Source organism: Metapseudomonas otitidis, assembly GCF_011397855.1.
GTDB lineage: Bacteria > Pseudomonadota > Gammaproteobacteria > Pseudomonadales > Pseudomonadaceae > Metapseudomonas > Metapseudomonas otitidis.
This window is the reverse complement of the sequence record NZ_AP022642.1, coordinates 4147945-4172758: the sequence shown is the minus strand read 5'-3', so window position 1 is coordinate 4172758 and position 24814 is coordinate 4147945. Positions and strand designations below refer to the sequence as shown.

Annotated in this window: 23 protein-coding genes and 1 tRNA gene; 22 read left to right on the top strand and 2 right to left on the bottom strand. The window is 67.2% G+C overall.

The genetic code is table 11. The annotated features are described in order from the left end of the window. The first annotated feature begins 35 nt into the window (after window positions 1–35). The 12 genes from asd (at window position 36) to PotMrB4_RS19100 (ending at window position 14154) form a co-directional block, all read left to right on the top strand. Complete coding sequence (gene asd / locus PotMrB4_RS19155; RefSeq protein ID WP_044408660.1) at window positions 36–1148, top strand: aspartate-semialdehyde dehydrogenase; 1113 nt, start codon at window positions 36–38, stop codon at window positions 1146–1148. A gap of 104 nt (window positions 1149–1252) precedes the next feature. Next, window positions 1253–2257 (top strand): aspartate-semialdehyde dehydrogenase, encoded by a 1005-nt coding sequence (locus tag PotMrB4_RS19150; RefSeq protein WP_172434217.1) that lies wholly within the window; start codon window positions 1253–1255, stop codon window positions 2255–2257. A 152-nt stretch (window positions 2258–2409) separates the two neighbouring features. After that, window positions 2410–5232 carry a FimV/HubP family polar landmark protein gene (locus PotMrB4_RS19145; RefSeq protein WP_172434216.1) on the top strand — a complete coding sequence of 941 codons (2823 nt, stop codon included), beginning with the start codon at window positions 2410–2412 and terminating at the stop codon, window positions 5230–5232. A gap of 3 nt (window positions 5233–5235) precedes the next feature. Continuing rightward, on the top strand, window positions 5236–6096 hold the full coding sequence (gene truA, locus PotMrB4_RS19140) for a tRNA pseudouridine(38-40) synthase TruA (RefSeq protein WP_172434215.1): 861 nt from the start codon (window positions 5236–5238) through the stop codon (window positions 6094–6096). Window positions 6097–6154: 58 nt separating this feature from the next. Then, entirely contained in the window at window positions 6155–6778 is a 624-nt protein-coding gene (locus PotMrB4_RS19135; RefSeq protein WP_142007871.1) for a phosphoribosylanthranilate isomerase, read from the top strand. A gap of 272 nt (window positions 6779–7050) precedes the next feature. Further along, complete coding sequence (gene accD / locus PotMrB4_RS19130) at window positions 7051–7941, top strand: acetyl-CoA carboxylase, carboxyltransferase subunit beta (protein ID WP_074968472.1); 891 nt, start codon at window positions 7051–7053, stop codon at window positions 7939–7941. Further along, on the top strand, window positions 7938–9215 hold the full coding sequence (folC, locus tag PotMrB4_RS19125; RefSeq protein ID WP_172434214.1) for a bifunctional tetrahydrofolate synthase/dihydrofolate synthase: 1278 nt from the start codon (window positions 7938–7940) through the stop codon (window positions 9213–9215). Before accD ends, folC begins: the two co-directional genes overlap by 4 nt. Before the next feature lie 14 nt (window positions 9216–9229). Next, window positions 9230–9886 carry an SPOR domain-containing protein gene (locus PotMrB4_RS19120; protein WP_232060739.1) on the top strand — a complete coding sequence of 219 codons (657 nt, stop codon included), beginning with the start codon at window positions 9230–9232 and terminating at the stop codon, window positions 9884–9886. 94 nt (window positions 9887–9980) lie between these two features. Next, window positions 9981–10493, top strand: coding sequence for a CvpA family protein (locus tag PotMrB4_RS19115; protein WP_074968464.1), 513 nt, complete (start codon window positions 9981–9983; stop codon window positions 10491–10493). An 84-nt stretch (window positions 10494–10577) separates the two neighbouring features. Further along, the gene (purF, locus tag PotMrB4_RS19110; protein ID WP_044408636.1) at window positions 10578–12083 is read left to right on the top strand and encodes an amidophosphoribosyltransferase; all 1506 of its coding nucleotides are present in this window, start codon (window positions 10578–10580) and stop codon (window positions 12081–12083) included. Window positions 12084–12166: 83 nt separating this feature from the next. Continuing rightward, on the top strand, window positions 12167–13378 hold the full coding sequence (locus PotMrB4_RS19105; RefSeq protein WP_172434213.1) for an O-succinylhomoserine sulfhydrylase: 1212 nt from the start codon (window positions 12167–12169) through the stop codon (window positions 13376–13378). Then, complete coding sequence (locus PotMrB4_RS19100; protein ID WP_142007875.1) at window positions 13378–14154, top strand: SDR family oxidoreductase; 777 nt, start codon at window positions 13378–13380, stop codon at window positions 14152–14154. Before PotMrB4_RS19105 ends, PotMrB4_RS19100 begins: the two co-directional genes overlap by 1 nt. Window positions 14155–14356: 202 nt before the next feature. Here the strand turns inward: PotMrB4_RS19100 and gspD are convergent, their stop codons facing one another. Both gspD and PotMrB4_RS19090 read right to left on the bottom strand, forming a co-directional pair. After that, window positions 14357–16291 (bottom strand): type II secretion system secretin GspD, encoded by a 1935-nt coding sequence (gspD, locus tag PotMrB4_RS19095; protein ID WP_107328353.1) that lies wholly within the window; start codon window positions 16289–16291, stop codon window positions 14357–14359. 4 nt (window positions 16292–16295) lie between these two features. Beyond that, window positions 16296–16862 (bottom strand): type II secretion system protein N, encoded by a 567-nt coding sequence (locus tag PotMrB4_RS19090; protein WP_232060738.1) that lies wholly within the window; start codon window positions 16860–16862, stop codon window positions 16296–16298. A gap of 340 nt (window positions 16863–17202) precedes the next feature. Between PotMrB4_RS19090 and gspE the strand changes: the two genes are divergently transcribed. The 10 genes from gspE (at window position 17203) to PotMrB4_RS19040 (ending at window position 24798) form a co-directional block, all read left to right on the top strand. Then, on the top strand, window positions 17203–18690 hold the full coding sequence (gene gspE, locus PotMrB4_RS19085; RefSeq protein ID WP_083422335.1) for a type II secretion system ATPase GspE: 1488 nt from the start codon (window positions 17203–17205) through the stop codon (window positions 18688–18690). Next, window positions 18691–19908, top strand: coding sequence for a GspF family T2SS innner membrane protein variant XcpS (gene xcpS, locus PotMrB4_RS19080; RefSeq protein ID WP_044408617.1), 1218 nt, complete (start codon window positions 18691–18693; stop codon window positions 19906–19908). Between the two features lie 49 nt (window positions 19909–19957). Continuing rightward, window positions 19958–20344: a type II secretion system major pseudopilin GspG gene (gspG, locus tag PotMrB4_RS19075; RefSeq protein ID WP_044408614.1), complete on the top strand. Its 387-nt coding sequence runs from the start codon at window positions 19958–19960 to the stop codon at window positions 20342–20344. Then, window positions 20344–20889 carry a type II secretion system minor pseudopilin GspH gene (gspH, locus tag PotMrB4_RS19070; protein WP_172434212.1) on the top strand — a complete coding sequence of 182 codons (546 nt, stop codon included), beginning with the start codon at window positions 20344–20346 and terminating at the stop codon, window positions 20887–20889. Before gspG ends, gspH begins: the two co-directional genes overlap by 1 nt. Beyond that, window positions 20886–21275, top strand: coding sequence for a type II secretion system minor pseudopilin GspI (gene gspI / locus PotMrB4_RS19065; RefSeq protein ID WP_044408608.1), 390 nt, complete (start codon window positions 20886–20888; stop codon window positions 21273–21275). The genes gspH and gspI overlap by 4 nt, the downstream gene beginning before the upstream one ends. Then, complete coding sequence (gene gspJ, locus PotMrB4_RS19060; RefSeq protein ID WP_044408605.1) at window positions 21272–21955, top strand: type II secretion system minor pseudopilin GspJ; 684 nt, start codon at window positions 21272–21274, stop codon at window positions 21953–21955. The genes gspI and gspJ overlap by 4 nt, the downstream gene beginning before the upstream one ends. Next, complete coding sequence (gene gspK, locus PotMrB4_RS19055; protein ID WP_074968450.1) at window positions 21952–22926, top strand: type II secretion system minor pseudopilin GspK; 975 nt, start codon at window positions 21952–21954, stop codon at window positions 22924–22926. The genes gspJ and gspK overlap by 4 nt, the downstream gene beginning before the upstream one ends. Next, window positions 22923–24065, top strand: coding sequence for a type II secretion system protein GspL (gene gspL / locus PotMrB4_RS19050; RefSeq protein WP_172434211.1), 1143 nt, complete (start codon window positions 22923–22925; stop codon window positions 24063–24065). Before gspK ends, gspL begins: the two co-directional genes overlap by 4 nt. Continuing rightward, window positions 24062–24583 (top strand): type II secretion system protein M, encoded by a 522-nt coding sequence (locus tag PotMrB4_RS19045; RefSeq protein WP_172434210.1) that lies wholly within the window; start codon window positions 24062–24064, stop codon window positions 24581–24583. Before gspL ends, PotMrB4_RS19045 begins: the two co-directional genes overlap by 4 nt. Window positions 24584–24722: 139 nt before the next feature. Further along, window positions 24723–24798: transfer RNA gene (locus tag PotMrB4_RS19040), tRNA-Val, on the top strand. Window positions 24799–24814 lie beyond the last annotated feature (16 nt).

The window sequence follows — 24814 nt, the reverse complement described above, 5'->3', positions numbered from 1 at the left end:
AGCGGCCCACTTTTTTCCTGAAAGGTGCAGTTGTCATGAAGCGTGTAGGTCTGATCGGTTGGCGCGGCATGGTGGGTTCGGTGCTCATGCAGCGGATGCTTGAGGAGCGGGACTTCGACCTGATCGAGCCGGTGTTCTTCACCACTTCCAACGTCGGTGGGCAGGGCCCGGCGGTCGGCAAGGACATTGCCCCGCTGAAGGATGCCTACAGCATCGAAGAGCTGAAGACCCTCGACGTGATCCTGACCTGCCAGGGTGGCGACTACACCAACGAGGTCTTCCCCAAGCTGCGTGAAGCGGGTTGGAACGGCTACTGGATCGACGCCGCCTCCAGCCTGCGCATGCAGGATGACGCGGTCATCGTCCTCGATCCGGTCAACCGCAAGGTCATCGATCATTCCCTGGATGCCGGCACCAAGAACTACATCGGTGGCAACTGCACCGTCAGCCTGATGCTGATGGCCCTGGGCGGCTTGTTCGAAGCCGGCCTGGTGGAGTGGATGAGCGCCATGACCTACCAGGCGGCCTCGGGCGCCGGCGCGCAGAACATGCGTGAGCTGATCAAGCAGATGGGCGCCACCCACGCGGCCGTCGCCGATGACCTGGCCAACCCCGCCAGCGCCATCCTCGACATCGACCGCAAGGTCGCCGAGACCATGCGCGGCGAAGCCTTCCCCACCGAGAACTTCGGCGTACCGCTGGCCGGCAGTCTGATCCCCTGGATCGACAAGGAACTGCCCAACGGCCAGAGCCGCGAGGAATGGAAAGGCCAGGCCGAGACCAACAAGATCCTCGGCCGCTTCAAGAGCCCGATCCCGGTGGACGGCATCTGCGTGCGCATCGGCTCCATGCGCTGCCACAGCCAGGCGCTGACCATCAAGCTGAACAAGGACGTGCCGATCGCTGATATCGAAGGGCTGATCAGCCAGCACAATCCCTGGGTCAAGCTGGTGCCGAACCATCGTGAGATCAGCATGCGTGAGCTGACCCCGACGGCCGTGACCGGCACCCTGTCGGTTCCGGTTGGCCGCCTGCGCAAGCTGAACATGGGTTCGCAGTACCTGGGCGCCTTCACCGTGGGTGACCAACTGCTCTGGGGTGCCGCCGAGCCGCTGCGCCGCATGCTGCGCATCCTGCTGGAGCGTTGATCGAGCCTGGCGCGGGCGGGGCTCGCCCGCGCCAATCGGTCCGATTGCCTGCATACGGGGTGACGGTTAAAGTGCCGCTCCCCGTTTCGCCATAGGCAATGACCATGAGCCCGTCCCTTGAAATCGCCGTGATCGGCGCCACCGGCACCGTCGGCGAAACCCTCGTCCAGCTCCTTGAGGAGCGCGAGTTCCCCGTATCCACCTTGCATCTCTTGGCCAGCATCGAGTCTGCCGGCGCCTCCGTGCCGTTTCGCGGCAAGAACCTGCGCGTGCGAGATGTTGCCGAATTCGATTTCGCCCGTGTCCGCCTGGCCTTCTTCGCCGCCGGCGAGGCCGTGACCCGCAGCTTTGCCTCCCGTGCGCTGCAGGCCGGTTGCTCGGTGATCGACCTGTCCGGGGCGCTGGAGCAGGGCGTGGCGCTGGTTGCAGGTGCCAACGATTCGGCCCTGGCAAAGCTCCAGGCCCCGTTCGCACTGATCAGCCCCAGCCCTTCTACCGTTGCGCTTGCCAGTGTGCTCGCGCCGTTGCGGGAAGTCCTGACGCCTGAGCGCATCTGTGTGACGGCCTGCCTTTCGGTATCCAGCCGGGGGCGTGAGGGCGTGAATGAACTGGCCCGCCAGACGGCCGAATTGCTCAATGCGCGCCCGCTGGAGCCGCGCTTCTTCGACCGGCAGGTGGCCTTCAACATCCTCGCGCAACCCGACGCGGTGGACGAGGAAGGCCATGCTCAGCTTGAGCGGCGCCTGGCACGGGAATTGAAGGAGGTCCTGGATTCGCCGGGGCTGGACGTCGCGGCGACCTGCGTCCTGGCGCCGGTGTTCTTCGGCGACAGCCTGAGTGTCTGCATCCAGTCCGCCAAGGACGTGGATCTCGGTGCAGTCAACGCTGCACTGGAAGAGGCCGATGCGCTGGAGTGCGTCGGGTTGGGGGACTATCCCACGGCAGTAGGTGACGCTGTTGGGCAGGATGTGATCTACGTCGGCCGCGTGAGAAAGGGCCTCGAAGATCCACGTCAACTCAATTTGTGGATTGCGTCAGATAATGTGCGAAAAGGCGCTGCGCTCAATGCCATACAGTCTGGCGAGTTGTTGATAAAACACTATCTGTAAAAGATACTTACCTGAAAATTTGAAGTACTTTTCTAGCTTGACAATACTGATCTGGTTGATCGCTGGCGGGGAAGCGCAAAGCGCGCGTTGTGGCGGCGATCAATTACCCTCTCGTTCGAGCGAGAAGAAAAGATAAAACAAGGGATTACGCTATGGTTCGGGTTCGCAAACTGGTACTGGCAATTGCGGCAGCTTCGGCTCTGTCTTCCGGCATGGCACATGCCCTCGGGCTTGGTGAAGTCACTCTCAAGTCTGCATTGAACCAGCCGCTGGATGCTGAGATCGAGTTGCTCGACGTCCGCGATCTGTCGTCCAGTGAAGTCGTTCCCAGCCTCGCTTCCGCCGAAGAGTTCGGCAAGGCGGGCGTTGATCGCCAGTATTTCCTCACGGATCTCAAGTTCACCCCTGTGCTCAAGCCCAACGGCAAGAGCGTGGTGCGCGTGACCTCCAGCAAACCGGTGCGCGAGCCCTACCTCAACTTCCTGGTTGAGGTGCTGTGGCCCAACGGCCGACTGCTGCGCGAGTACACCCTGCTGCTCGATCCGCCGGCCTATTCGCCTGAAACTGCTGCCGTCGCTCCTGCTCTGGCTGCCACCGCGCCGGCCCAACAGGCTCGCCCGGCTGCACCGCGCGCTGCTGCACCGGTCGCTCCGGCTCCGTCCGCTTCTCCGGCCGCCAGTGCCAGCAAGGTTGCAGGTGGCGGCGATTACCGCACCACCGGCAAGGACACCCTGTGGGACATCGCCCAGCGCAACCGCGCCAGCGGCAGCGTTCACCAGGCCATGCTGGCCATCCAGGACCTGAACCCCGACGCCTTCGTGGGTGGCAACATCAACCGTCTGAAGAGCGGCCAGGTCCTGCGCATGCCGACCGAGCAGCAGATCGCCAGCCGTTCCCAGTCTGAGGCCATTGCCCAGGTCGCCGCCCAGAATGCTGCCTGGCGCAGCGGCGGTGCCGTGGCCGATACCGCTGGTCAGCGCCAGCTGGATGCCACCAAGCGCTCCTCCGCGGGTGCCGCTCCGGCCAAGGCCGAGAGCAAGGACAGCCTGCGTCTGGTTTCCGCCGAGAGTGGCAAGGCAACCGCCGGCAGCGAGAAGGGTGCCGCCAACGGTAACGCCAAGGCCCTGGCCGAGAAGCTGGCGGTCACCCAGGAAAGCCTGGACACTACCCGCCGCGAGAACGCAGAGCTGAAGAGCCGGATGACGGATCTGCAGAGCCAGCTCGACAAGCTGCAGCGCCTGATCCAACTCAAGGACGATCAACTCGCCAAGATGCAGGGCGATCTGTCCAAGAAGCCCGAGGCCGCCGCTCCGGCTGCACCGGCTTCCGCCACGCCGCCGGCACCTGCCGCCGAGCAGCCCGCGCCTGCACCTCAGACCCAGGCGCCCGCCGAGGCGGGCGCCCCGGCGACTCCGCCGGCCGGCGCCGCGCCGGACTACAACTACAACCAGGAGCCGGCCGCACCCGATGCGGCCAGCCAGACCCAGAACCAGCAGCCGGCCACAGAGCCGGCTGAAGCCGTTGAGAAGCCCGCTGCCCAGCCGACCCCGGCCCCGACTCCCGCGCCGGTTCCCCCGGTCGAGGCCGAGCAGCCGAGCTTCCTCGACGAACTGATGGGCAACACCATGTTGCTGGGCATCATTGGCGGCAGCGCGCTGCTGGTGCTGCTGGTGGTACTGATGATCCTTTCCCGTCGTAACGCCATGAAGGAAGCCGAGCTGCAGAACAGCCTGGCCGACCAGGATGGCGATGCCAATGCGGACAGCGATCTCGACCTGCAGGACAACGCCTTCTCCGGTTTCGACGTCGAGCCGGCTGCCGCCCCAGCGGCCGCAGCCCAGGGCGCGTCCGAGGAGCGTGTCACCGCCCAGACTGGCGACGCCCTCAGCGAAGCCGACATCTATATCGCCTACGGCCGCTTCAACCAGGCTGCCGAGCTGCTGCAGAACGCCATCAACGACGAGCCGCATCGCGCGGACCTGCGCCTGAAACTGATGGAGGTCTACGCCGAACTCGGTGATCGCGACGGTTTCGCCCGCCAGGAAGGCGAGCTGCGTGAAATCGGTGGTGCCCAGGCTGACGTGGACCTGCTCAAGTCCCGCTACCCGGCCATGGCCGCCGTGGCGGCCGCTGGTGCCGGCTTTGCCGCTGCCTCGGTTGCAGACGACCTGGACAGCTTCAGCCTCGACGACCTGACCCTGGACGAGCCGGCTGCTCCGACTCAGAAGCCGCAGGATCTGGACGATGCCTTCGACCTCAGCCTCGACGACGAACTGGATGCCACGCCCGCCGCCCGTGCCCCGGTCGAAGAGCCCCTGCCCAGCCTCGACGACCTGGATCTGGATGCCGATCTGAACCTCGACCTGCCGGCTTCCAGCCCCGCCACCGCTGACGACGACCTCGGCTTCGACCTGGAACTCGACAGCAAGCCCCTCGCCGAGGACAACCTTTCTCTGGGTGACGACCTGGCCGATTTCAGCCTGGACCTGGACGAAGGCGCCAAGCCCTCGGCTGCTGCGGAAGACGACTTCCTGCTGAGCCTGGACGACGACCTGCCGGCCGCCGAGCCCGCCAAGCTCGAAACCAGTGACTTCGACCTGCCTTCCGACTTCGACCTGTCCATGCCCGAAGAGCCGGCGCACTTCGAGCCGCAGGCAGACAGCTTCGCCGCCAAGCTGGATGAAGTCACCGCCGAACTGGACCAGCTCGCCGAGAGCCTCGACCAGCCGGCCGAAGAGGCGCCCATCCCGGCTCCGGCTCCTGAAGTCGCGGCACCTGCTGCGGACCTGGAAGGGGACGACGACTTCGATTTCCTCTCGGGCACCGACGAAACCTCCACCAAGCTCGACCTGGCACGTGCCTACATCGACATGGGCGACACCGAAGGTGCTCGCGACATCCTCGACGAGGTACTGACCGAAGGCAGCGAAACCCAGCAACAGGAAGCGCGCGACCTGATCGCCCGTATCAGCTGATCCATGACACAAGCAGTACCCGCAACGGCAGCCGAAAAGGCTGCCGTTGGCATTTCCAGAATCGCCCTTGGCATTGAGTACAAGGGTTCCCGCTACCGTGGCTTCCAGCGCCAGATCGCCGGTGTGCCGTCCATCCAGGAGGCCCTCGAGAAGGCGCTGACCAAAGTGGCTGGCGGGCATCCCGTCACCCTCAGTTGCGCGGGCCGGACCGATGCGCTGGTTCATGCCAGTGGCCAGGTCGTGCATTTCGACACGCCGGTCCCGCGCTCCATGCACGCCTGGACCATGGGCGCGAACATGAACCTGCCCGGCGACATCAGCGTCACCTGGGCCCAGGCCATGCCCGCGCATTTCGATGCGCGCTTCAGCGCCATGGCGCGGCGCTATCGGTACGTCATCTACAGCGACCCGATCCGCCCGGCCCACATGGCCGAAGAGGTGACCTGGAACCACCGGCCCCTGGATGTCGAGCGCATGCGTGAGGCGGCTGCCTACCTGGTGGGCACCCACGACTTCACCTCGTTCCGCGCCAAACAGTGCCAGGCCAAGTCGCCGGTGAAGACGGTCCATCACCTGCAGATCCACGAGCATGGCCGTTTCATCGTGCTGGACGTGCGAGCCAATGCCTTCCTCCACCACATGGTGCGCAACTTCGCAGGCGTGCTCATCGCCATTGGTGCCGGCGAGCGCCCGCCGGAGTGGGCGAAGGAAATCCTCGAAAGCCGTTGCCGGCGTACCGGCGGTGTCACTGCGCACCCCTACGGGCTGTACCTGGTGAAGGTGGAATACCCGGAGGAGTTCGAGCTTCCCAGGCGTTACCTGGGGCCGCATTTCCTCTCCTGGATGCCTGAAGACGCAAGCTGACGCTGTAGCGGACCTTTGCTACCATCCAGCAACTTTTTGCCCAGCAGGTGTCTGCACGTTGTCTACCGTTCGCGTCAAAATCTGTGGCATCACCCGTGTCGAGGACGCCCTGGCGGCTGTAGCCGCCGGTGCCGATGCCATCGGGCTGGTGTTCTACGCGCCCAGTCCCCGGGCCGTGACCGCCGAGCAGGCGAGGGCGATCATCTCCGCTCTGCCGCCCTTCGTGACCACGGTCGGATTGTTCGTCGACATGCCGGGGGAGGAACTGGACAGCGTGCTGGCGACGGTGCCGCTCGACCTGCTGCAGTTCCACGGCGACGAATCGCCGGAGGCATGCCGGTGCCATGGGCGCCCCTATCTCAAGGCCCTGCGTATCCGTCCCGGTGACGATGTCCCGGCGCTGATCGACCGCTACCCGGATGCATCCGGCGTTCTGCTGGACACCTACGTGCCTGGCACGCCCGGCGGCACGGGCGAGGCCTTCGACTGGAGTCTGGTGCCCAGCGCGCCTTCCCGCCCGGTGGTGCTCGCCGGTGGCCTGACTCCCGACAACGTCGCCGAGGCCATCCGTCGTGTGCGCCCCTATGCCGTCGATGTCAGCGGCGGGGTCGAGGCGTCCAAGGGCATCAAGGACCCTGCGCTGATCCGGGCCTTCATCGATGCCGTGCGTTCTGCCGAGTGATCGTCTTTCCCGCCATCGTGTCGAGTGGCAGCGCTCGACTGGATGTGACGACGGCGAGCGGGCTGCCGTCCATAACCCAGTTGTCCGCTCGGACGCTCCCCGGGAGCGCCGCGAGCCGGGCCGGAACCAGGTGCTGCCGGCACGTTCTATTGGCGTGGATGGCGGCGGCGGTCGGGGCGAACCCGGCCATGAATTTGATTTCGCTCAGGAACAGGCGCAGCGCTTCGAGCCGCTAGCGCGTGTTCGGGCCTGAAGCTATGGAGAACGAGAGCATGAGCAACTGGCTGGTAGACAAGCTGATCCCTTCGATCATGCGTTCCGAAGTTAAGAAGAGCTCGGTACCCGAAGGCCTCTGGCACAAGTGCCCGTCCTGCGATGCCGTGCTGTACAAGCCCGAGCTCGAGAAGACCCTGAATGTCTGCCCCAAGTGCGACCACCACATGCGCATCGATGCGCGCACTCGCCTGGACATCTTCCTCGATGCCGAAGGCCGGGAAGAACTGGGCGCCGACCTCGAGCCGGTGGATCGCCTGAAGTTTCGCGACAGCAAGAAGTACAAGGACCGCCTGGCCGCCGCGCAGAAGGACACCGGTGAAAAGGATGCCCTGATCGCCATGAGCGGCAGCCTCGAAGGCAACCCCATCGTGGCCTGCGCCTTCGAGTTCTCCTTCATGGGCGGCTCCATGGGCGCCATCGTCGGTGAGCGCTTCGTGCGTGCCGCCAACGTTGCGCTGGAGAAGCGCTGCCCGCTGGTGTGCTTCTCCGCCTCTGGTGGCGCGCGCATGCAGGAGGCGCTGATCTCCCTGATGCAGATGGCCAAGACCTCCGCTGTCCTAGCGCGCCTGCGCGAAGAGGGCATTCCCTTCATCTCCGTGCTGACCGACCCGGTCTACGGCGGCGTGTCGGCCAGCCTGGCCATGCTGGGCGATGTGATCGTCGGTGAGCCCAAGGCCCTGATCGGCTTCGCCGGCCCGCGCGTGATCGAGCAGACCGTGCGCGAGAAGCTGCCTGAAGGCTTCCAGCGCAGCGAGTTCCTGCTGGAACACGGCGCCATCGACATGATCATCCCCCGCCAGGAACTGCGCAGCCGCCTGTCGCGCCTGCTCGCCCAGTTCCAGAACCTGCCGTCTCCCGAACCCACCCCCGTACCGGCCACTGCATGACCCAGAGAACCCTCGCCGACTGGCTCGATTACCTCGAACACCTCCACCCCAGCGCCATCGACATGGGGCTGGAGCGCAGCCGGCAGGTGGCCGAGCGCCTGGGTATCGGGCAGCTTGCCCCCAAGGTGATCACCGTCACCGGCACCAACGGCAAGGGTTCCACCTGTGCATTCCTGGCTGCGCTGCTGCGCAGCCAGGGTTTGCGCGTCGGGGTCTACAGCTCGCCGCACCTGCTGCGCTACAACGAGCGCGTCCAGTTCGACGACGGCCTCGCCAGTGATGAGGCCCTCTGTGATGCCTTCGCCGCAGTCGAAGCGGCGCGTGGCGATATCACCCTGACCTATTTCGAGATGGGCACCCTGGCGGCCTTCTGGCTGTTCCAGCGCCGAGCCCTGGATGCCGTGCTGCTGGAAGTCGGCCTGGGTGGACGGCTCGACGCCGTGAACCTGGCCGATGCTGACCTGGCCCTGGTTACCAGCATTGGTATCGACCATGCCGACTGGCTCGGCGACACCCGTGAAAGCGTGGCCTTCGAGAAGGCCGGCATCTTCCGCCCGGGCAAGCCAGCCGTGTGTGGTGATCTCGACCCGCCTGCCCCCCTGCTGGGCCGGGCTGCCGAGATCGGTGCGCCGATGCTGGTGCGGGGGCGCGACTTCGACCTGGCCGAGGCCGAGCAGAGCTGGCACTGGCGTGGCCGCTCGCCGTCCGGCGAGTTGCTGCAATTGCACGACCTGCCGCTGCTGGACCTGCCCCAGGAGAATGCGTCCCTCGCCCTGCAGGCCTATGCGCTGCTTGGCCTGCCCTGGCAGCCCGAGCGCCAGGCGCAAGCCCTGGCCGCTACCCAAGTCAGTGGGCGTCTCGAGCGCCGCAACATCCTGTGGCAAGGCAAGCGCATCTCCCTGGTGCTGGATGTCGGGCACAACCCCCATGCCGCAGAATTCCTTGCTGGCCGCCTGGTTGCGCGGCCTGTCGCGGGGCGCCGCCTGGCCGTGTTCGGCCTGCTGGCGGACAAGGACCTCGACGGCGTGCTCCGCCCGCTGCACACGCATCTGGCGGATTGGGCGGTGACTGCGTTACCGTCGCCCCGTTCCCGGCCGGCCGGCGAACTGCAGGCTGCCCTCGATGCCCTGGGGGCGCGGGTGCATGGCCATGAGTCCGTCGCCGCCGCCCTGCAGGCGCAGTGCGAACAGGCCGGGGAGGGGGATGAAATCCTGGTGTTCGGATCGTTCTATTGCGTGGCCGAGGCCCTGGCCTGGCTCGCGCAGCAGGCTTGATAGTGGGGGTAGCCGTGCTGGACAAGGGACTCAAGCAACGTATCGTCGGCGCCGTGGTGCTGCTGGCATTGGCCGTGATCTTCCTGCCGATGCTGTTCACCCGCGAGGACGAGTTGCGCCAGGTGCACGTCGAAGCACCGCCGATGCCCCAGGCGCCGGCCATGCCCTCGACCGAGCTGGAGGACGTCCAGGTCCCCGAGCCCCAGGTCCTGCCGGACGAGCCCGTGCCCCCGCTGGACGCCAACGGTGGCGTGGCCCAGGTGCCGACCACTCCCCCTGCCGCTCCGACGCCCAGCCAGGCGCCGCGCCAGCAGCCGGCCCCGGCACCTGCACAGCCCGTTGCGGCCCCGCCCGTCGCCCAGGCTCAACCCCAGGCTGCTCCGGCGCAGTCGGCGGCCAAGGTCGAGGAAAAGCGCCTGGACCCCAACGGCCTGCCCGTCAGCTGGTCCATCCAGCTGGCCAGCCTGTCCAACCGGGCCAGTGCCGAGAACCTGCAGAAGTCCCTGCGCAACCAGGGCTACAACGCCTACATCCGCAGCGCGGACGGCATGAACCGGGTGTTCGTCGGGCCGGTCATCGAGCGTGCCGAAGCCGAGCGCCTGCGCGATTCCCTCAGCCGCCAGCAGAAGCTCAACGGTTTCGTGGTGCGGTTCCAGCCGGAGAAGGGCTGAGTCAGCACCGCCGTCGGACCTTTCTGATTCGCGGGTTACCGGAGTCCAAGGCCTCTGTTAAAATGCCCGCCTTTTCCGTTCGTGGGCTGCATACGTGGCATTCACCTGGGTCGATTGGGCGATCATCGCCATCATCGCCATTTCCAGCTTGATCAGTCTGAGGCGCGGCTTCGTCAAGGAAGCCCTCTCGTTGCTCACCTGGATCATTGCCGGTGCCGTCGCCTGGATGTTCGGGGGCGCGCTGTCGCAGCACCTCACTCAATTCATCGAAATGCCCTCGGCCCGCGTCATCGCGGCCTGCGCCATTCTCTTCATCGCCACCCTGCTGGTGGGGGCGTTGGTCAACTTCCTGATCGGCGAACTGATCAGGGTCACCGGCATGGACGGCACCGACCGCTTCCTCGGCATGGTCTTCGGCGCGGCGCGCGGGGCCTTGCTGGTGGTGGTACTGGTCGGCCTGCTCAGCCTGGCGCCGGTGCAACAGGATCCTTGGTGGCAGCAGTCCACGCTGCTGCCGCACTTTCTCATGGTCGCCGACTGGTCCAAGAACCTGATCCTGGGTCTGACCGGTCAGTGGCTCAACGGCAGCGTCAGCCCACCCGGCTGAGCTGCCAGACGAAGGGCGCCACCCCGGGGTAAACCCCGTGCGGCGCCCAGTATTGGCTCGAACTACTAGCAGGGGTTGCGTCACATGTGTGGCATCGTCGGTATCGTCGGCAAGTCGAACGTCAATCAGGCGCTGTATGACGCGCTCACCGTTCTCCAACATCGCGGCCAGGATGCGGCCGGGATCGTGACCAGCCATGACGGCCGCCTGTTCCTGCGCAAGGACAATGGCCTGGTGCGCGATGTGTTCCAGCAGCGCCACATGCAGCGCCTGGTCGGCCACATGGGCATCGGCCATGTGCGCTACCCCACCGCCGGCTCCTCCAGCTCCGCCGAGGCGCAGCCGTTCTACGTCAACTCGCCCTACGGCATCACCCTGGCCCACAACGGCAACCTGACCAACGTCGAGCAGCTGGCCAAGGAGATCTACGAGTCCGACCTGCGCCACGTGAACACCAACTCCGACTCGGAAGTGCTGCTCAACGTGTTCGCCCACGAGCTGGCCCATCGCGGCAAGCTGCAGCCCACCGAGGAAGACGTGTTCGCCGCCGTCTCCGGCGTGCATGACCGCTGCCTGGGCGGCTACGCCGTGGTGGCGATGATCACCGGCTACGGCATCGTCGGCTTCCGCGACCCCAACGCCATCCGCCCGATCGTGTTCGGCCAGCGCCACACCGACGAAGGCGTCGAGTACATGATCGCCTCCGAGAGCGTGGCCCTGGACGTGCTCGGCTTCACCCTGATCCGTGACCTCGCCCCGGGTGAGGCGGTGTACATCACCGAGGAAGGCAAGCTTTACACCCGCCAGTGCGCCAAGGCGCCGAAGCTCTCCCCGTGCATCTTCGAGCACGTCTACCTGGCGCGTCCGGACTCCATCATGGATGGCGTCTCCGTCTACAAGGCGCGCCTGCGCATGGGCGAGAAGCTGGCCGAGAAGATCCAGCGCGAGCGTCCCGACCACGACATCGACGTGGTCATCCCGATCCCGGACACCAGCCGCACCGCGGCACTGGAGCTGGCCAACCACCTGGGCGTGAAGTTCCGCGAAGGCTTCGTGAAGAACCGCTACATCGGCCGGACCTTCATCATGCCGGGCCAGGCGGCGCGCAAGAAATCCGTGCGCCAGAAGCTCAACGCCATCGAACTGGAATTCCGCGGCAAGAACGTGATGCTGGTGGACGACTCCATCGTTCGTGGCACCACCTGCAAGCAGATCATCCAGATGGCCCGCGAAGCCGGCGCCAAGAACGTCTACTTCTGCTCCGCCGCTCCGGCGGTGCGCTACCCCAACGTCTACGGCATCGACATGCCGAGTGCCCATGAACTGATCGCCCACAACCGGACAACCGAGGACGTGGCCGAGCTGATCGGTGCCGACTGGCTGGTCTACCAGGACCTGCCGGACCTGATCGAAGCGGTCGGCGGTGGCAAGGTGAAGATCGAGCACTTCGACTGCGCCGTGTTCGACGGCCAGTACATCACCGGTGACGTCGACGAGCAGTACCTGGACAAGATCGAGCAGGCCCGCAACGACCTCGCCAAGGTCAAGGCCAGTGCGGTCAGCGCCATCATCGACCTGTACAACAACTGAGCCAGGCGCGGCCCAGGCCGCGCCCTCCGTGACACCCCGCAGCCCGGACCCGATCCGGGCTTCGTTTCTGGAGAGATAGGGTTATGACGCAAGAATGGGAAGCCGGAAGGCTGGACAGTGACCTCGAAGGCGCCTCCTTCGACACCCTCGCCGTGCGTGCCGGCCAGCGCCGTTCGCCGGAAGGTGAGCACGGCGAGGCCATGTTCCTCACCTCCAGTTACGTGTTCCGCACCGCCGCCGATGCCGCCGCGCGCTTCGCCGGCGAAGTGCCGGGCAACGTCTACTCGCGCTACACCAACCCCACCGTGCGCACCTTCGAGGAGCGCATCGCCGCGCTGGAAGGCGCCGAGCAGGCCGTGGCCACCGCTTCCGGCATGTCCGCCATCCTCGCCATCGCCATGAGCCTGTGCAGTGCCGGCGATCATGTGCTGGTCTCGCGCAGCGTGTTCGGTTCCACCATCAGCCTGTTCGAGAAGTACCTCAAGCGCTTCGGCGTGCAGGTGGACTACCCGGCGCTGTCGGACCTGGCCGGCTGGGAAGCGGCGATCAAGCCCAACACCCGCCTGCTGTTCGTCGAGTCGCCGTCCAACCCCCTGGCCGAGCTGGTGGACATCACCGCCCTGGCCGAAATCGCCCACGCCAAGGGCGCTCTGCTGGTGGTGGACAACTGCTTCTGCACCCCGGCGCTGCAACAGCCGCTGAAGCTGGGGGCCGACATCGTCATGCACTCGGCCACCAAGTACATCGACGGCCAGGGCCGCGCCATGGGGGGCGTAGTGGCCGGCCGTGGCGAACACATGAAGGAGGTGGTGGGCTTCCTGCGGACCGCCGGCCCGACCCTCAGCCCCTTCAACGCCTGGTTGATGCTCAAGGGCCTGGAAACCCTGCGCGTGCGCATGCAGGCCCACAGCGCCAGTGCGCTGGAGCTGGCGCGCTGGCTGGAAACCCAGCCGGGCATCGAGCGGGTGCACTACGCCGGCCTTGAAAGCCACCCTCAGCATGAACTCGCCAAGCGCCAGCAGAAGGCCTTCGGCGCCGTGGTCAGCTTCGAGGTGAAGGGCGGCAAGGAGGCGGCGTGGCGCTTCATCGATGCCACTCGGATGATCTCCATCACCACCAACCTGGGGGACACCAAGACCACCATCGCCCACCCGGCCACCACCTCCCACGGGCGGCTGTCGCCCCAGGAGCGGGCCAATGCCGGCATCGCCGACAACCTGATCCGCGTGGCGGTCGGTCTCGAAGACGTGGCCGACATCCAGGCGGACCTGGCGCGAGGCCTGGCGGTTCTGTGATGGAGTGGAGTGTTGAAACCTGCCTCGCCAACAATGGCAAGGTCGCGCTGGTTACCGGCGCGGCCCGGGGCATCGGGCTGGGCGTCGCCGCCTGGCTGCTGGCCGAAGGCTGGCAGGTGGTGTTGTCCGACATCGATCGGGCCCGGGGTTCCAAGGTCGCCAAGGCGCTGGGCCCCAACGCCTGGTTCGTCGGCATGGACGTGGCCCACGAAAGCCAGGTGGCCGTTGGCATTGCCGAGGTCCTCGGCCAGTTCGGCCGGCTGGATGCCCTGGTGTGCAACGCCGCCGTTGCCGATCCCCATGGCGCACCGCTGGAAAGCCTCGAGCTGTCGGCCTGGAACCGCACCCTGGCGGTCAACCTCACCGGGCCCATGCTGCTGGCCAAGCACTGCGCCCCGTACCTGCGGGCGCACAAGGGCGCGATCGTCAACATCGCTTCGACCCGCGCCCACCAGTCCGAGCCGGATACCGAGGCCTATGCCGCGAGCAAGGGTGGCCTGGTGGCGCTGACCCATGCCCTGGCCATCAGCCTGGGGCCGGATGTTCGGGTGAATGCGGTCAGCCCCGGCTGGATCGACAGCCGTGATCGCGCCGAACGCGAGGCCGTGCCGCTCACCGAACTGGATCATGACCAGCACCCGGTGGGGCGGGTCGGGCTGGTGGAGGATGTGGCGCCGTTGGTGGCCTGGCTGTTGTCCGACCAGGCGGCGTTCGTCACCGGTCAGGACTACCGCGTCGACGGCGGGATGACCCGCAAGATGATCTACCTAGACTGAGGGGGGGCTCTAAAAACGTAGGCGAGGCGGTCAGCGCAAGGCGAAAGCAGGCGAAAAAGCGCAGTTTACGTGCGGTAAATGAGCATTTTGAGCCCGCTTTTAACGCCGCGATGACAGCGCAGGTAGTTTTTAGAGGTGCCCTGAGGTCGGGGGAGGGGCCTGAACGGGCGGTGGCGCTGGCGCGTCACCGCCCGTTTGCGTTTCAGGGGCGCAGGTCGATGGCCGGGGTGCCCTGGCCGTCGAACAGCTGGGCCGGTTCGGACGGCAGGATGCTCGGGCGGCTGCGTTGCGGGCCCGGGTCGCCAAGTACGCGGATGTCGCTGTACTTCTTGCCCGACAACGCCGCCAGGCCGGCGCGGTCGCGCACCACGGTGGGCCGCAGGAACACCATCAGGTTGCGTTTCACATGGCTGTCCTTGGTGGAGCGGAACAGCCGGCCGAGCAGGGGGATGTCGCCCAGCAGCGGCACCTTGGAATCGGTGGTGGTGATGTCGTCCTGGATCAGGCCGCCGAGCACGATCACCTGGCCGTCCTCGGCGAGGATGGTGCTCTTGATCGAGCGCTTGTTGGTGATCAGGTCGACGGCCTGTGCGCTGACGCTGGCCGTCGGGGCGATGGAGGAGATTTCCTGCTCGATCTCCAGGCGCAGGGTGGCGCCTTCGTTGATGTGCGGGGTGACCTTGAGGGTCACGCCGATGTCCTTGCGCTCAATGGTGGTGAAGGGGTTGCTGGCGCCGGTCGAGCCCGTGGTGTAGGAGCCGGTCTGGAAGGGCACGTTCTGGCCCACCAGGATCTCCGCCTTCTGGTTGTCCAGGGTCAGCAGGCTCGGCGTGGAGAGCAGGTTGCTCTTGCTGTTGGCCGACAGTGCCGTGACCAGGGCGCCGAAGTGGTCGGTGCCGACGCCGATGATGGCGCCGTCCGGCAGCGAGTCCGGCACCTTCTTGTCCTGGATGGCCTTGAGCACGGTGCCCACCGACAGGCCGGTATTGGCGAAGTTGGCACCCCCCATGCCACCGGTGCGGCCACGGGCGTCCACGGCCCATTGCACGCCGAGGGCGTCGCTGATGTCGCCGGAGATTTCCACGATGGCGGCTTCCACCATCACCTGGGCGCGGGGCACGTCCAGCTGGCGGACGATGTCTTCCAGTGCATTCACTGTGTCCGGTTCGGCCAGCAGCACCAGGGCGTTGAGACTCTCGTCGGCGCGGATGAGGATGTTCTGCGGCTTGCCCTTCTGCTCGGTGCCTTCAGGGGATTTGAGGCCCTCGGAAATCTCGCCGAGGGTGGTCGCCAGGGCCTTGGCATCGTTGTGGCGCAGGCGGATCACCCGGGTATTGGCCGAGCGCGCGGTGGGTGTGTCCAGGGACTGCGCCAGGGACACCAGCTTGGCCCGGGCCGAAGGCGGGCCGACGATGATCAGGCGGTTGGTGCGGGAATCGGCGATCACCTGGGCGGCGTTGGTGCCCTTGGCCTGGCCCCGGGTGACGGCGTTGTTGAGCACCTCGGCGGCGTCCATCACCCAGGCGTTCTGCAGGTTGAGCACGGTGTAGTCGCGGTCGCCCTTCTGGTCCAGCTGGCGCATCAGGTCTTCGATGCGGGCGATGTTGGCGGCGCGGTCGCTGATGATCAGTGCGTTGGCCGAGGTCACCGCGGCCAGGTGGCCGTACTGCGGCACCAGCGGGCGGATCAGCGGGATCAGCTCGGTGACCGGCGCGTGCTGGACCTGGATCACCCGGGTCTCCAGCGTGTCCGGTGCTTCCGGGCCGCTACCGGCTTCGGCCTTGGCCTCGGCGTTGGGGATGATCCGCGCCTGGTCACCCTGGGTGATCACGGTGAAGCCGTGGGTGGCCATCACCGAGAGGAACAGCTGGTAGACCTCCGACAGGCTCAGCGGCGCCTTGGAGACCACGCTGACCTGGCCCTTCACCCGCGGATCGACGATGAAGGTCTGCCCGGTGATGTCGGCCACCTGGTCGACGAATTCGCGAATGTCCGCATCCTTGAGGTTGATCGTCCAGCTGTCCTGCTGGCTGCTGCTGGAGGCGGACACGGGTTCGGCGGCGAAAACGGGGAGCGGGGCGGTCGCAAGTCCGGCGACCAGTACGGCAATACTCAGGCGCGAGAGGGCTGTGGGCATTGATTCATTCGCTTTCCATGGGCTGTTCGGGCGGTGAGTCCGGGGGCAGGCCGCCGGATTCTTCCATCTGTTTTCTGAGGGCTTCCATGCGCTCACGCAGCTCGGCGGCATTCTCGTCCTGAAGGCCTTCGAGTGCCTCGATCGCTCCGTCGGCGGGCGCTGCGTCCATCACCGGCGAAACGGTTGCACTGGGGCGGGTATGGGGAAAGGTCAGGGTCTCCAGGCGGCCACCCCGTTCGATCTCCACCCGGTCGCGGTAGACAGCGTGCAAGCGTACGCCGTCGCTGATCGACTCGCCTGCCAGTATCCGCCTCGGCTTGTTGTCGTCCGCGCGGATGATGGCGCTGGAACGTGCCGGGTCGGCGTTGATGAAACTGCCCAGCAGCACCAGGCGCAGGTTGGTCGCCGGTGGCGGTCCCTCCTGCTGGATGCGGGCCGGGCCGAACAGGCGATCCAGGCGGTCGAGGCTGGGCGGAACCGCCGCCGATTGCGGGCTGTCGCCACTGGTGGGGGCGGGGGCGCGCAGCAGGCGGATCCAGTCGGCGGTCTGCCAGGCGAGGCTCAGGCTCATCGCTGCGACCAGCGCCACCCCGACGACGACGGGGGCCTTTTCCTGCAAGCGATATCGGGCACCTGGAACGGGCAAAAGAGGGTCTCCGCGAGGCGAGTCAGTGGTGATTGTGGGGGTACGTCGGGGAAAAAGTGCGTTGATCATAGCAGCACGAATGGATCACGCTGCAAGCGTCCGGAAGATGTACGACCGGCGACGATGTGCTAAAGATAGCGCCGTTTTTTTACGACTTGCCGTGCATCCGGCAGCACAACGAAAAGAATTCGGCAGGGATTCGCCGAACAACCGTCAGACCCCGTGCTAGACGTTTCCGGGGTGATTTCATTAAGGCATGACACGGATGAATTCCTCTTCGCTGGACGCGCCGCTGCGGCGCCTGCCATTCGGTTTCGCCAAACGCCACGGTGTCTTCCTCCAGGATGGCGCCGAACCCTGCCTGGCCCATCGCCAGGGCGCCGAGCTGGTGGCCCTGGCCGAGGCCCGCCGCTTCGTCGGGCGCAGCCTGCCGTTCCGGGCGCTTGCCCCCGAGGCCTTCGACCAGGCCCTGGCCCAGGCCTATCAACACGATTCGTCCGCCACCATGCAGTTGGCCGAGGACCTGGGCGGCAGCCTGGACCTCGCCGCGCTGGCCGAGCAGATGCCCGAGACCACCGACCTGATGGAGCAGGAGGACGACGCACCGATCATCCGCCTGATCAACGCCATCCTCGGCGAGGCGATCCGCGAGAACGCCTCGGACATCCACCTGGAGACCTTCGAGAAGCGCCTCGTGGTGCGCTTCCGCGTCGACGGCATCCTGCGCGAAGTGCTGGAGCCCAAGCGCGAGCTGGCGGCGCTGCTGGTGTCGCGGATCAAGGTCATGGCCAAGCTCGACATCGCCGAGAAGCGCATCCCCCAGGACGGCCGCATTTCCCTGCGGGTGGCCGGCCGCGAGGTGGACATCCGCGTCTCCACGCTGCCCTCGGCCAATGGCGAGCGCGTGGTGCTGCGTTTGCTCGACAAGCAGGCCGGGCGCCTGACCCTGCAGCACCTGGGCATGAGTGCGCGGGACCGCGCGCTGATGGAAGAGACCGTGCGCAAGCCCCACGGCATCCTGCTGGTCACCGGTCCCACCGGTTCGGGCAAGACCACCACCCTCTACGCCAGCCTCACCACCCTGAACGACCGCACCCGCAACATCCTCACGGTCGAGGACCCCATCGAGTACCACCTGGAAGGCATCGGCCAGACCCAGGTCAACCCCAAGGTGGACATGACCTTCGCCCGGGGCCTGCGGGCCATCCTCCGCCAGGACCCGGACGTGGTGATGGTGGGCGAGATCCGTGACCACGAGACCGCCGAGATCGCCGTGCAGGCCTCGCTCACCGGTCACCTGGTGCTCTCCACCCTGCACACCAACAGCGCCATCGGGGCCATTACCCGCCTGGTGGACATGGGCGTCGAGCCCTTCCTGTTGTCGTCTTCCCTGCTGGGCGTGCTGGCCCAGCGCCTGGTGCGGGTGCTCTGCCCGCACTGCAAGGAGGCCTACCAGGCCGACGCTGCCGAATGCCAGCTGCTGGGCGTCGACCCGACGCAGCCGGTCACCCTCTATCACGCACGTGGCTGCAGTGAATGCCACCAGCAGGGCTATCGCGGGCGAACCGGCATCTACGAGCTGGTGGTGTTCGACGACCACATGCGCAGCCTGATCCACAACGCCGCCTCCGAGCAGGAGATGACCCGCCACGCCCGCCGCTCCGGCCCGAGCATCCGTGACGACGGCAAGCGCAAGGTGCTGGAAGGCGTGACGACCGTGGAAGAAGTCCTCCGCGTGACCCGGGAAGAATAAATGGCTGCCTTCGAATACATCGCCCTGGACGCCCGCGGACGCCAGCAGAAGGGCGTGCTGGAGGCCGACAGTGCCCGTCAGGTCCGCCAACTGCTGCGCGAGCGTCAGCTGGCGCCGCTGGAGGTCAAGGCCACCCGCACCCGCGAGCAAGCCGTCGGTGGCCAGCGCTTCGGCTTCGCCCGGGGGCTGTCCGCCCGTGACCTGGCCCTGGTGACCCGCCAGCTGGCGACCCTGGTGCAGGCGGCGCTGCCCATCGAGGAAGCCTTGCGCGCTGCGGCGGCCCAGTCCACCTCATCGCGCATCCAGTCGATGCTGCTGGCGGTGCGCGCCAAGGTGCTGGAGGGGCACAGCCTGGCCGGCAGCCTGCGCGAGTTTCCCGCTGCCTTCCCCGAGCTTTACCGCGCCACCGTTTCGGCAGGGGAGCACGCCGGCCACCTCGGCCCGGTGCTGGAACAACTGGCGGACTACACCGAACAACGCCAGCAGTCGCGGCAGAAGATCCAGCTGGCACTGCTCTACCCGGTGATCCTGATGTGCGCCTCCCTCGGCATCGTCGGCTTCCTGCTGGGCTTCGTGGTGCCGGATGTGGTGCGGGTGTTCATCGATTCCGGGCAGACCCTGCCGCTGCTCACCCGTGGCCTGATCGCCCTCAGCGACCTGGTCAAGCACTGGGGCTGGCTGGCCATCCTGCTGCTGGTGGCCGGCATCACCGCGATCCGCCTGGCGCTGCGCCAGGAGGCGGCGCGTCAGCGCTGGCACGGCATCCTGCTGCGGGTGCCGCTGGTGGGGCGCCTGGTGCGTGCCACCGACACTGCGCGCTTCGCCTCCACCCTGGCGATCCTCACCCGGAGCGGCGTACCGCTGGTAGAGGCCCTCGGCATTGCCGCCGAGGTCATCGCCAACCGGGTGATCCGTGCCGAAGTGGTGCTGGCCGCACAGAAAGTGCGCGAAGGCGGCAGCCTGACCCGTGCCCTGGAGCAGACCGGTCAGTTCCCGCCGATGATGCTGCACATGGTGGCCAGCGGCGAACGTTCCGGCGAGCTGGACCAGATGCTGGCCCGCACCGCCCGCAACCAGGAAAGCGACCTGGCCGCGCAGATCGCGCTGCTGGTGGGGCTGTTCGAGCCCTTCATGCTGGTGTTCATGGGCGCCGTGGTATTGGTCATCGTCCTGGCTATTCTCCTGCCCATCCTTTCTCTCAACCAACTCGTGGGGTAAACGCGTGAAATCGAGCCGTCTACAGAGGGGCTTCACCCTCATCGAAATCATGGTGGTGGTGGTCATCCTCGGCATCCTCGCCGCGCTGGTGGTGCCCCAGGTGATGAACCGCCCGGACCAGGCCAAGATCACCGTCGCCAAGGGCGACATCAAGGCCGTCGGCGCTGCCCTGGACATGTACAAGCTGGACAACTTCGCCTACCCCAGCACCCAGCAGGGCCTGGAGGCGCTGGTGAAGAAGCCCAGCGGCAACCCGCAGCCGAAGAACTGGAACAAGGACGGCTACCTCAAGCGCCTGCCGGTCGACCCGTGGGGCAACCCCTACCAGTACCTGGCGCCGGGTACCAAGGGCCCGTACGACCTGTATTCCTTCGGCGCCGACGGCAAGGAAGGCGGTACCGACGCCGATGCCGACATCGGTAACTGGGACAACTGATGGGCGCGCGCGGGGCCCGGGGCTTCACCCTGATCGAGCTGCTGGTGGTCCTGGTGATCATCGGCTGCCTGGTCGGGCTGGCAGTCTTCAGCACCGGCATTGCCGGGCCCTCGCGTGAACTGAGCAACGAAGCCGAGCGCCTGGCCGGCCTGATCGGCGTGCTGGTGGACGAGGCCGTGCTGGACAACCGCGAGTACGGCCTGCGCCTGGAAAACGACCGCTACCAGGTGCTGCGCTTCGACGAGGCCAAGGCCCGCTGGGAGCCGATGGGAAAGCAGCCCCACGTGCTGCCCGCCTGGGCGGAGATGAAGCTCGAGCTGGAAGGCGATGCCCTGGTGCTGCCGGGCAGCGTTACCGATGGGGATGAGAAGAAGGGCAGTCCGAACGCCCGGGCGCCGCAATTGCTGATTCTCTCCAGCGGCGAACTCAGCCCGTTCCGCCTGGAGATGGGCGAGCGCAGCAAGGACGGTATTCGCCTGCAACTGAGCAGCGACGGCTTCCGCCTGCCGCGAATCGAACCGGTCGTGCGGGGGCGCGCCGGATGAAAGCGCTGCGCGGCTTCACCCTGCTGGAAGTGCTGGTGGCCCTGGCGATCTTCGCCGTGGTCGCCGCTTCGGTGCTCACCGCCAGCGGCCGCAGCCTGCGCAACGCCGCCCGCCTGGAAGACAAGACCCTGGCCATGTGGGTGGCCGACAACCGCCTCACCGAGATGCAGCTGAGCCGCACGCCCCCTGCTGAAGGCCGCGACCAAGGCGAGGTGCAGATGGCCGGTCGGCGCTGGGAATGGCAGAGCCAGGTAGAAGCCACCTCCGACCCCGCCCTGCGCCGGGTCACCCTGTGGGTGGCGCAGCGGCCCGAGCGCAGCGAGCGCGGCAAGCTGGAAGAGCGCGCTGCGGCTCGCCTGGTCGGCTTCATCGAGACCGCACCATGACCCGCCAGCGTGGCTTCACCCTGCTGGAACTGCTGATTGCCATCGCCATCTTCGCGCTGCTGGCCCTGGGCACCTACCGCATGCTCGACAGCGTGCTGGCCACCGACCGCGCCACCCGCGTGCAGGAGCAGCAACTGCGCGAGCTGGTGCGCGCCATGGCCGCACTGGAGCGTGACTTGCAGCAGGTGGTGGTGCGCCCGGTGCGCGACCCCAACGGCGAATGGCGCAGCGCCCTGCTGGGCGAGCGCGCCGACAACGACAGCGTCGAATTCACCCGCAGCGGCTGGCGCAACCCCATGGGCGCGCTGCGCTCGGGCCTGCAGCGGGTGCGCTGGCAGCTCTCCGGGGAAAAGCTCGAACGCCGCTACTGGACGGTGCTCGACCAGGCCCAGGACAGCCAGCCCCGGGTCCAGGAGGCGCTGGATGGCGTCACACGGCTGCGCCTGCGCTACCTGGACAAGGACGACAACTGGCTGGAGACCTGGCCGCCGGATGGCGAAAGCGACAGCAAGCGCCTGGAGAAAGTACCGAAGGCCGTCGAAGTGACCCTGGAGCACCGCCGCTACGGTGAGCTGCGCCGTGTCCTGCGGCTGGTGGACGAGCCGCCGGAGCGCAAGCCGGTACCCAACAGCACCGACCCCGACTCGGACACACCGCTTCCCGAGGAGGGCGCCCAGTGAGAGCGCAACGGGGCGTGGCCCTGATCACCGTGCTGCTGGTGGTGGCCGTGGTGACGGTCGTCTGTGCCGGGCTCATCGCCCGCCAGGAACTGGCCATTCGCTCCAGTGCCAACCAGTTGCACACCCGCCAGGCGTTGCAGTACGCCCTCGGGGGCGAGGCGCTGGCCCGGGCGATCCTGGTGCGTGATCTGCGCGCCGGCGACCCGCGCACCCCGGTGGACCACCTGGGTGAAGCCTGGGCGCGGCCCCTGACCAGCTTCCCGCTGGACGACGGCGGTGAACTGGTTGTGCGCATCGAGGACGCCACCGCACGCTTCAACCTCAATGGCGTGGTGCGCCAGGGCCGGGTGAACGAGCAGGGGCTCAAGCAGTTCCGTCGCCTGTTGCTGCGCCTGGGTATCGAGGCGCCCTACGGCGAACGCCTGGTGGATTGGCTGGACAAGGACCAGGAGCCTACTGGTGCCAATGGCGCCGAGGACAACCAGTACCTGCTGAACCAGCCGCCTTATCGCGCGGCCAACCGCGTGATGGCGGACGTATCCGAGCTGCGCCTGCTGGCCGGCATGACGGAGGCCGACTACCGTCGCCTGCTGCCCTTCGTCACCGCCCTGCCCAGCGACGCCACCCTCAATGTCAACACCGCCGGGGCCCTGGTGCTCTCCAGCCTGGGCGACACCCTCAGCCCCTCGGTGGCCGAATCCCTGGTGGCGGCCCGCGGCCGTGAAGGGTTCAAGACGGTGGACGCCTTCCTCGGCCAGCCGGCTCTGGCGGGCCTCGGCCTCGAAGCCCAGGGCTTGGCTGTGGGCAGTGAATATTTCCGCGTGACCAGCGAAGTCCGTCTGGGCGACCGCCGGCAGGTGCTGGTAAGTACCCTGCAGCGCAGCAATGACGGTCGGGTACGGGTGCTGGCGCGCGACCTGGGACAGGGCGGACTGCCGCTCACCCTCAACAAGGAGCAGGACAAACAATGATTCAGACGAGCGTGTTCCTCCCGCCCCAGGCCCTGCAGTGGGTCATGGGTGACCTGGAGGTACGACTGGTCAGTGGGAGCGAGGTGCGGCGACTGCCGTTCGCCGACGCCGTGGCAGCCGCAGGCAACAACTGGCGGCTGGTGCTGCCCGTGGAGGCGGTGACCGCCTGCGCCGTGCGCCTGCCGACGCAAAAGGCGCGCTGGTTGCGCCAGGCCCTGCCGTTCGCGGTGGAGGAGCTGCTGGCCGAGGACGTGGACGGCCTGCACCTGGCCGTGGGGGAGCCCCTGGAGGACGGTCGCCACCGTGTCCTGGCCGTGCGCCGGGCCTGGCTGGCGTCGTGGATCGACCTGGCGACGGCGAGCGGTGCCTCGCCGGCCAGCCTGCAGGTGGACGCGGACCTGCTGCCGCTGGAAGGCACCCGGCTGTTCTGGCTGGACGGCCGCTGGCTCTTGGGCGGGGAGGGCGTCTCCCGCCTGAGCGTGCAGGACGAGGACTGGTCGATGCTGCGCGAGGCCTGTCCGCCCCCGTGGATCGGCCAGGCGAGCGCCGACCGCCGCAGCCTGGAGGGCATCGAACGCTGGGAGGGCGTGCAGGACAGCCACGTCGACCTGGCCGGCTGGCAGGGCACCGAACTGGCCCAGGGCGACTTCGAGGTCCGCCAGCCCAACCGGCAGTGGGCGCTGTGGCGCCCGGCACTGGGGCTCGTGGGGTTGTGGGCGGTCCTGCAGTGCGGCTTCTACCTGGCCCAGGGCTGGCACCTGCGGCACCAGGGGGATGCCTATGCCCAGGCCAACGAGGCGCTGTACCGCGAGCTGTTTCCCCAGGACACCCGGCTGGTGAACCTGCGGGCGCAGTTCGACCAGCACCTGGCGGACGGCAACCGGCCCGGGCAGGGCAAGCTGCTGGAAACCCTCGGGCAGGCCTCCGGGGCCTTGCTGGAGGACGGCGCCGTGGTGCGCATCCAGCAGCTGGATTTCAGCGAAACCCGTGGCGACCTGGCCCTGCAGGTGCAGGCCCCCGGGTTCGACGCACTGGAGCGGCTGCGCGAGCGCCTGATCGGCGCCGGGCTGGCCGTGCAGATGGGCTCTGCCAGCCGGGAAGGTGACAGCGTGAGCGCGCGACTGGTGATCGGAGGATGAGCATGGTCACTCTCAGGGATCGTTTGCAGACCCACTGGCAGGCCTCCAGCGCCGCGACCCGCTGGCAAGCCCTGCCACCCCGCGACCGGCTGGCACTGGCGGCGCTGGGTGGTTTCCTGGCACTGGTGCTGCTGTACCTGGCCCTCTGGCGTCCTGCCCACAACGGCATGCTGGAGGCGCGCCGGTATTTCGAGCAGCAGCGCGCGCTGAACCTCTACATGCAGGCCCAGGCGCCCCAGGCGCGGGCCGGCGTCGAGCGGCCCCAGGCCAGTGTCGAGCCCGAACGCCTGCAGGGGCTGGTCACCGCCAGTGCCGCAGAGCAGGGCCTTTCGGTGGAGCGCATGGACAGCGATGCACCCGGCCAGGTGCAGGTCAGCCTGCAGCCCACCGCCTTCCCTCAGCTGCTGCGCTGGTTCGTGGCGCTGGAGGCCCAGGGCGTGCGCATCGAGGAAACCGGGCTCGATCGTGCGGAAGAAGGACGCGTTGCCGCCCGGCTGACCCTGCGGGTCGGCGGCTGAGTCATCGGTCGAGCGGGAAAAGGGACGCGGCGAAGGCGTCCCTTCAGCCCCTCGAAAAATCTCCTCGATGAAAAAAACTTCAAGCAGGGTGTTGACTTAGGTGATCCCTCTGCGTAAATTGCGCGCCTCGCAAGGCGATGGGTGATTAGCTCAGCCGGGAGAGCATCTGCCTTACAAGCAGAGGGTCGGCGGTTCGATCCCGTCATCACCCACCACTCCTTGTGATACTTC

What these genes read in the sequence shown, in the direction of transcription:
- asd (WP_044408660.1), top strand. Translation starts at nt 36, where the DNA reads ATGAAGCGTGTAGGTCTGATCGGTTGGCGCGGCATGGTGGGTTCGGTG.
- PotMrB4_RS19150 (WP_172434217.1), top strand. Translation starts at nt 1,253, where the DNA reads ATGAGCCCGTCCCTTGAAATCGCCGTGATCGGCGCCACCGGCACCGTC.
- PotMrB4_RS19145 (WP_172434216.1), top strand. Translation starts at nt 2,410, where the DNA reads ATGGTTCGGGTTCGCAAACTGGTACTGGCAATTGCGGCAGCTTCGGCT.
- truA (WP_172434215.1), top strand. Translation starts at nt 5,236, where the DNA reads ATGACACAAGCAGTACCCGCAACGGCAGCCGAAAAGGCTGCCGTTGGC.
- accD (WP_074968472.1), top strand. Translation starts at nt 7,051, where the DNA reads ATGAGCAACTGGCTGGTAGACAAGCTGATCCCTTCGATCATGCGTTCC.
- folC (WP_172434214.1), top strand. Translation starts at nt 7,938, where the DNA reads ATGACCCAGAGAACCCTCGCCGACTGGCTCGATTACCTCGAACACCTC.
- purF (WP_044408636.1), top strand. Translation starts at nt 10,578, where the DNA reads ATGTGTGGCATCGTCGGTATCGTCGGCAAGTCGAACGTCAATCAGGCG.
- PotMrB4_RS19105 (WP_172434213.1), top strand. Translation starts at nt 12,167, where the DNA reads ATGACGCAAGAATGGGAAGCCGGAAGGCTGGACAGTGACCTCGAAGGC.
- PotMrB4_RS19100 (WP_142007875.1), top strand. Translation starts at nt 13,378, where the DNA reads ATGGAGTGGAGTGTTGAAACCTGCCTCGCCAACAATGGCAAGGTCGCG.
- gspD (WP_107328353.1), bottom strand. Translation starts at nt 16,291, where the DNA reads ATGCCCACAGCCCTCTCGCGCCTGAGTATTGCCGTACTGGTCGCCGGA.
- PotMrB4_RS19090 (WP_232060738.1), bottom strand. Translation starts at nt 16,862, where the DNA reads ATGAGCCTGAGCCTCGCCTGGCAGACCGCCGACTGGATCCGCCTGCTG.
- gspE (WP_083422335.1), top strand. Translation starts at nt 17,203, where the DNA reads ATGAATTCCTCTTCGCTGGACGCGCCGCTGCGGCGCCTGCCATTCGGT.
- xcpS (WP_044408617.1), top strand. Translation starts at nt 18,691, where the DNA reads ATGGCTGCCTTCGAATACATCGCCCTGGACGCCCGCGGACGCCAGCAG.
- gspG (WP_044408614.1), top strand. Translation starts at nt 19,958, where the DNA reads ATGGTGGTGGTGGTCATCCTCGGCATCCTCGCCGCGCTGGTGGTGCCC.
- gspH (WP_172434212.1), top strand. Translation starts at nt 20,344, where the DNA reads ATGGGCGCGCGCGGGGCCCGGGGCTTCACCCTGATCGAGCTGCTGGTG.
- gspI (WP_044408608.1), top strand. Translation starts at nt 20,886, where the DNA reads ATGAAAGCGCTGCGCGGCTTCACCCTGCTGGAAGTGCTGGTGGCCCTG.
- gspJ (WP_044408605.1), top strand. Translation starts at nt 21,272, where the DNA reads ATGACCCGCCAGCGTGGCTTCACCCTGCTGGAACTGCTGATTGCCATC.
- gspL (WP_172434211.1), top strand. Translation starts at nt 22,923, where the DNA reads ATGATTCAGACGAGCGTGTTCCTCCCGCCCCAGGCCCTGCAGTGGGTC.
- PotMrB4_RS19045 (WP_172434210.1), top strand. Translation starts at nt 24,062, where the DNA reads ATGAGCATGGTCACTCTCAGGGATCGTTTGCAGACCCACTGGCAGGCC.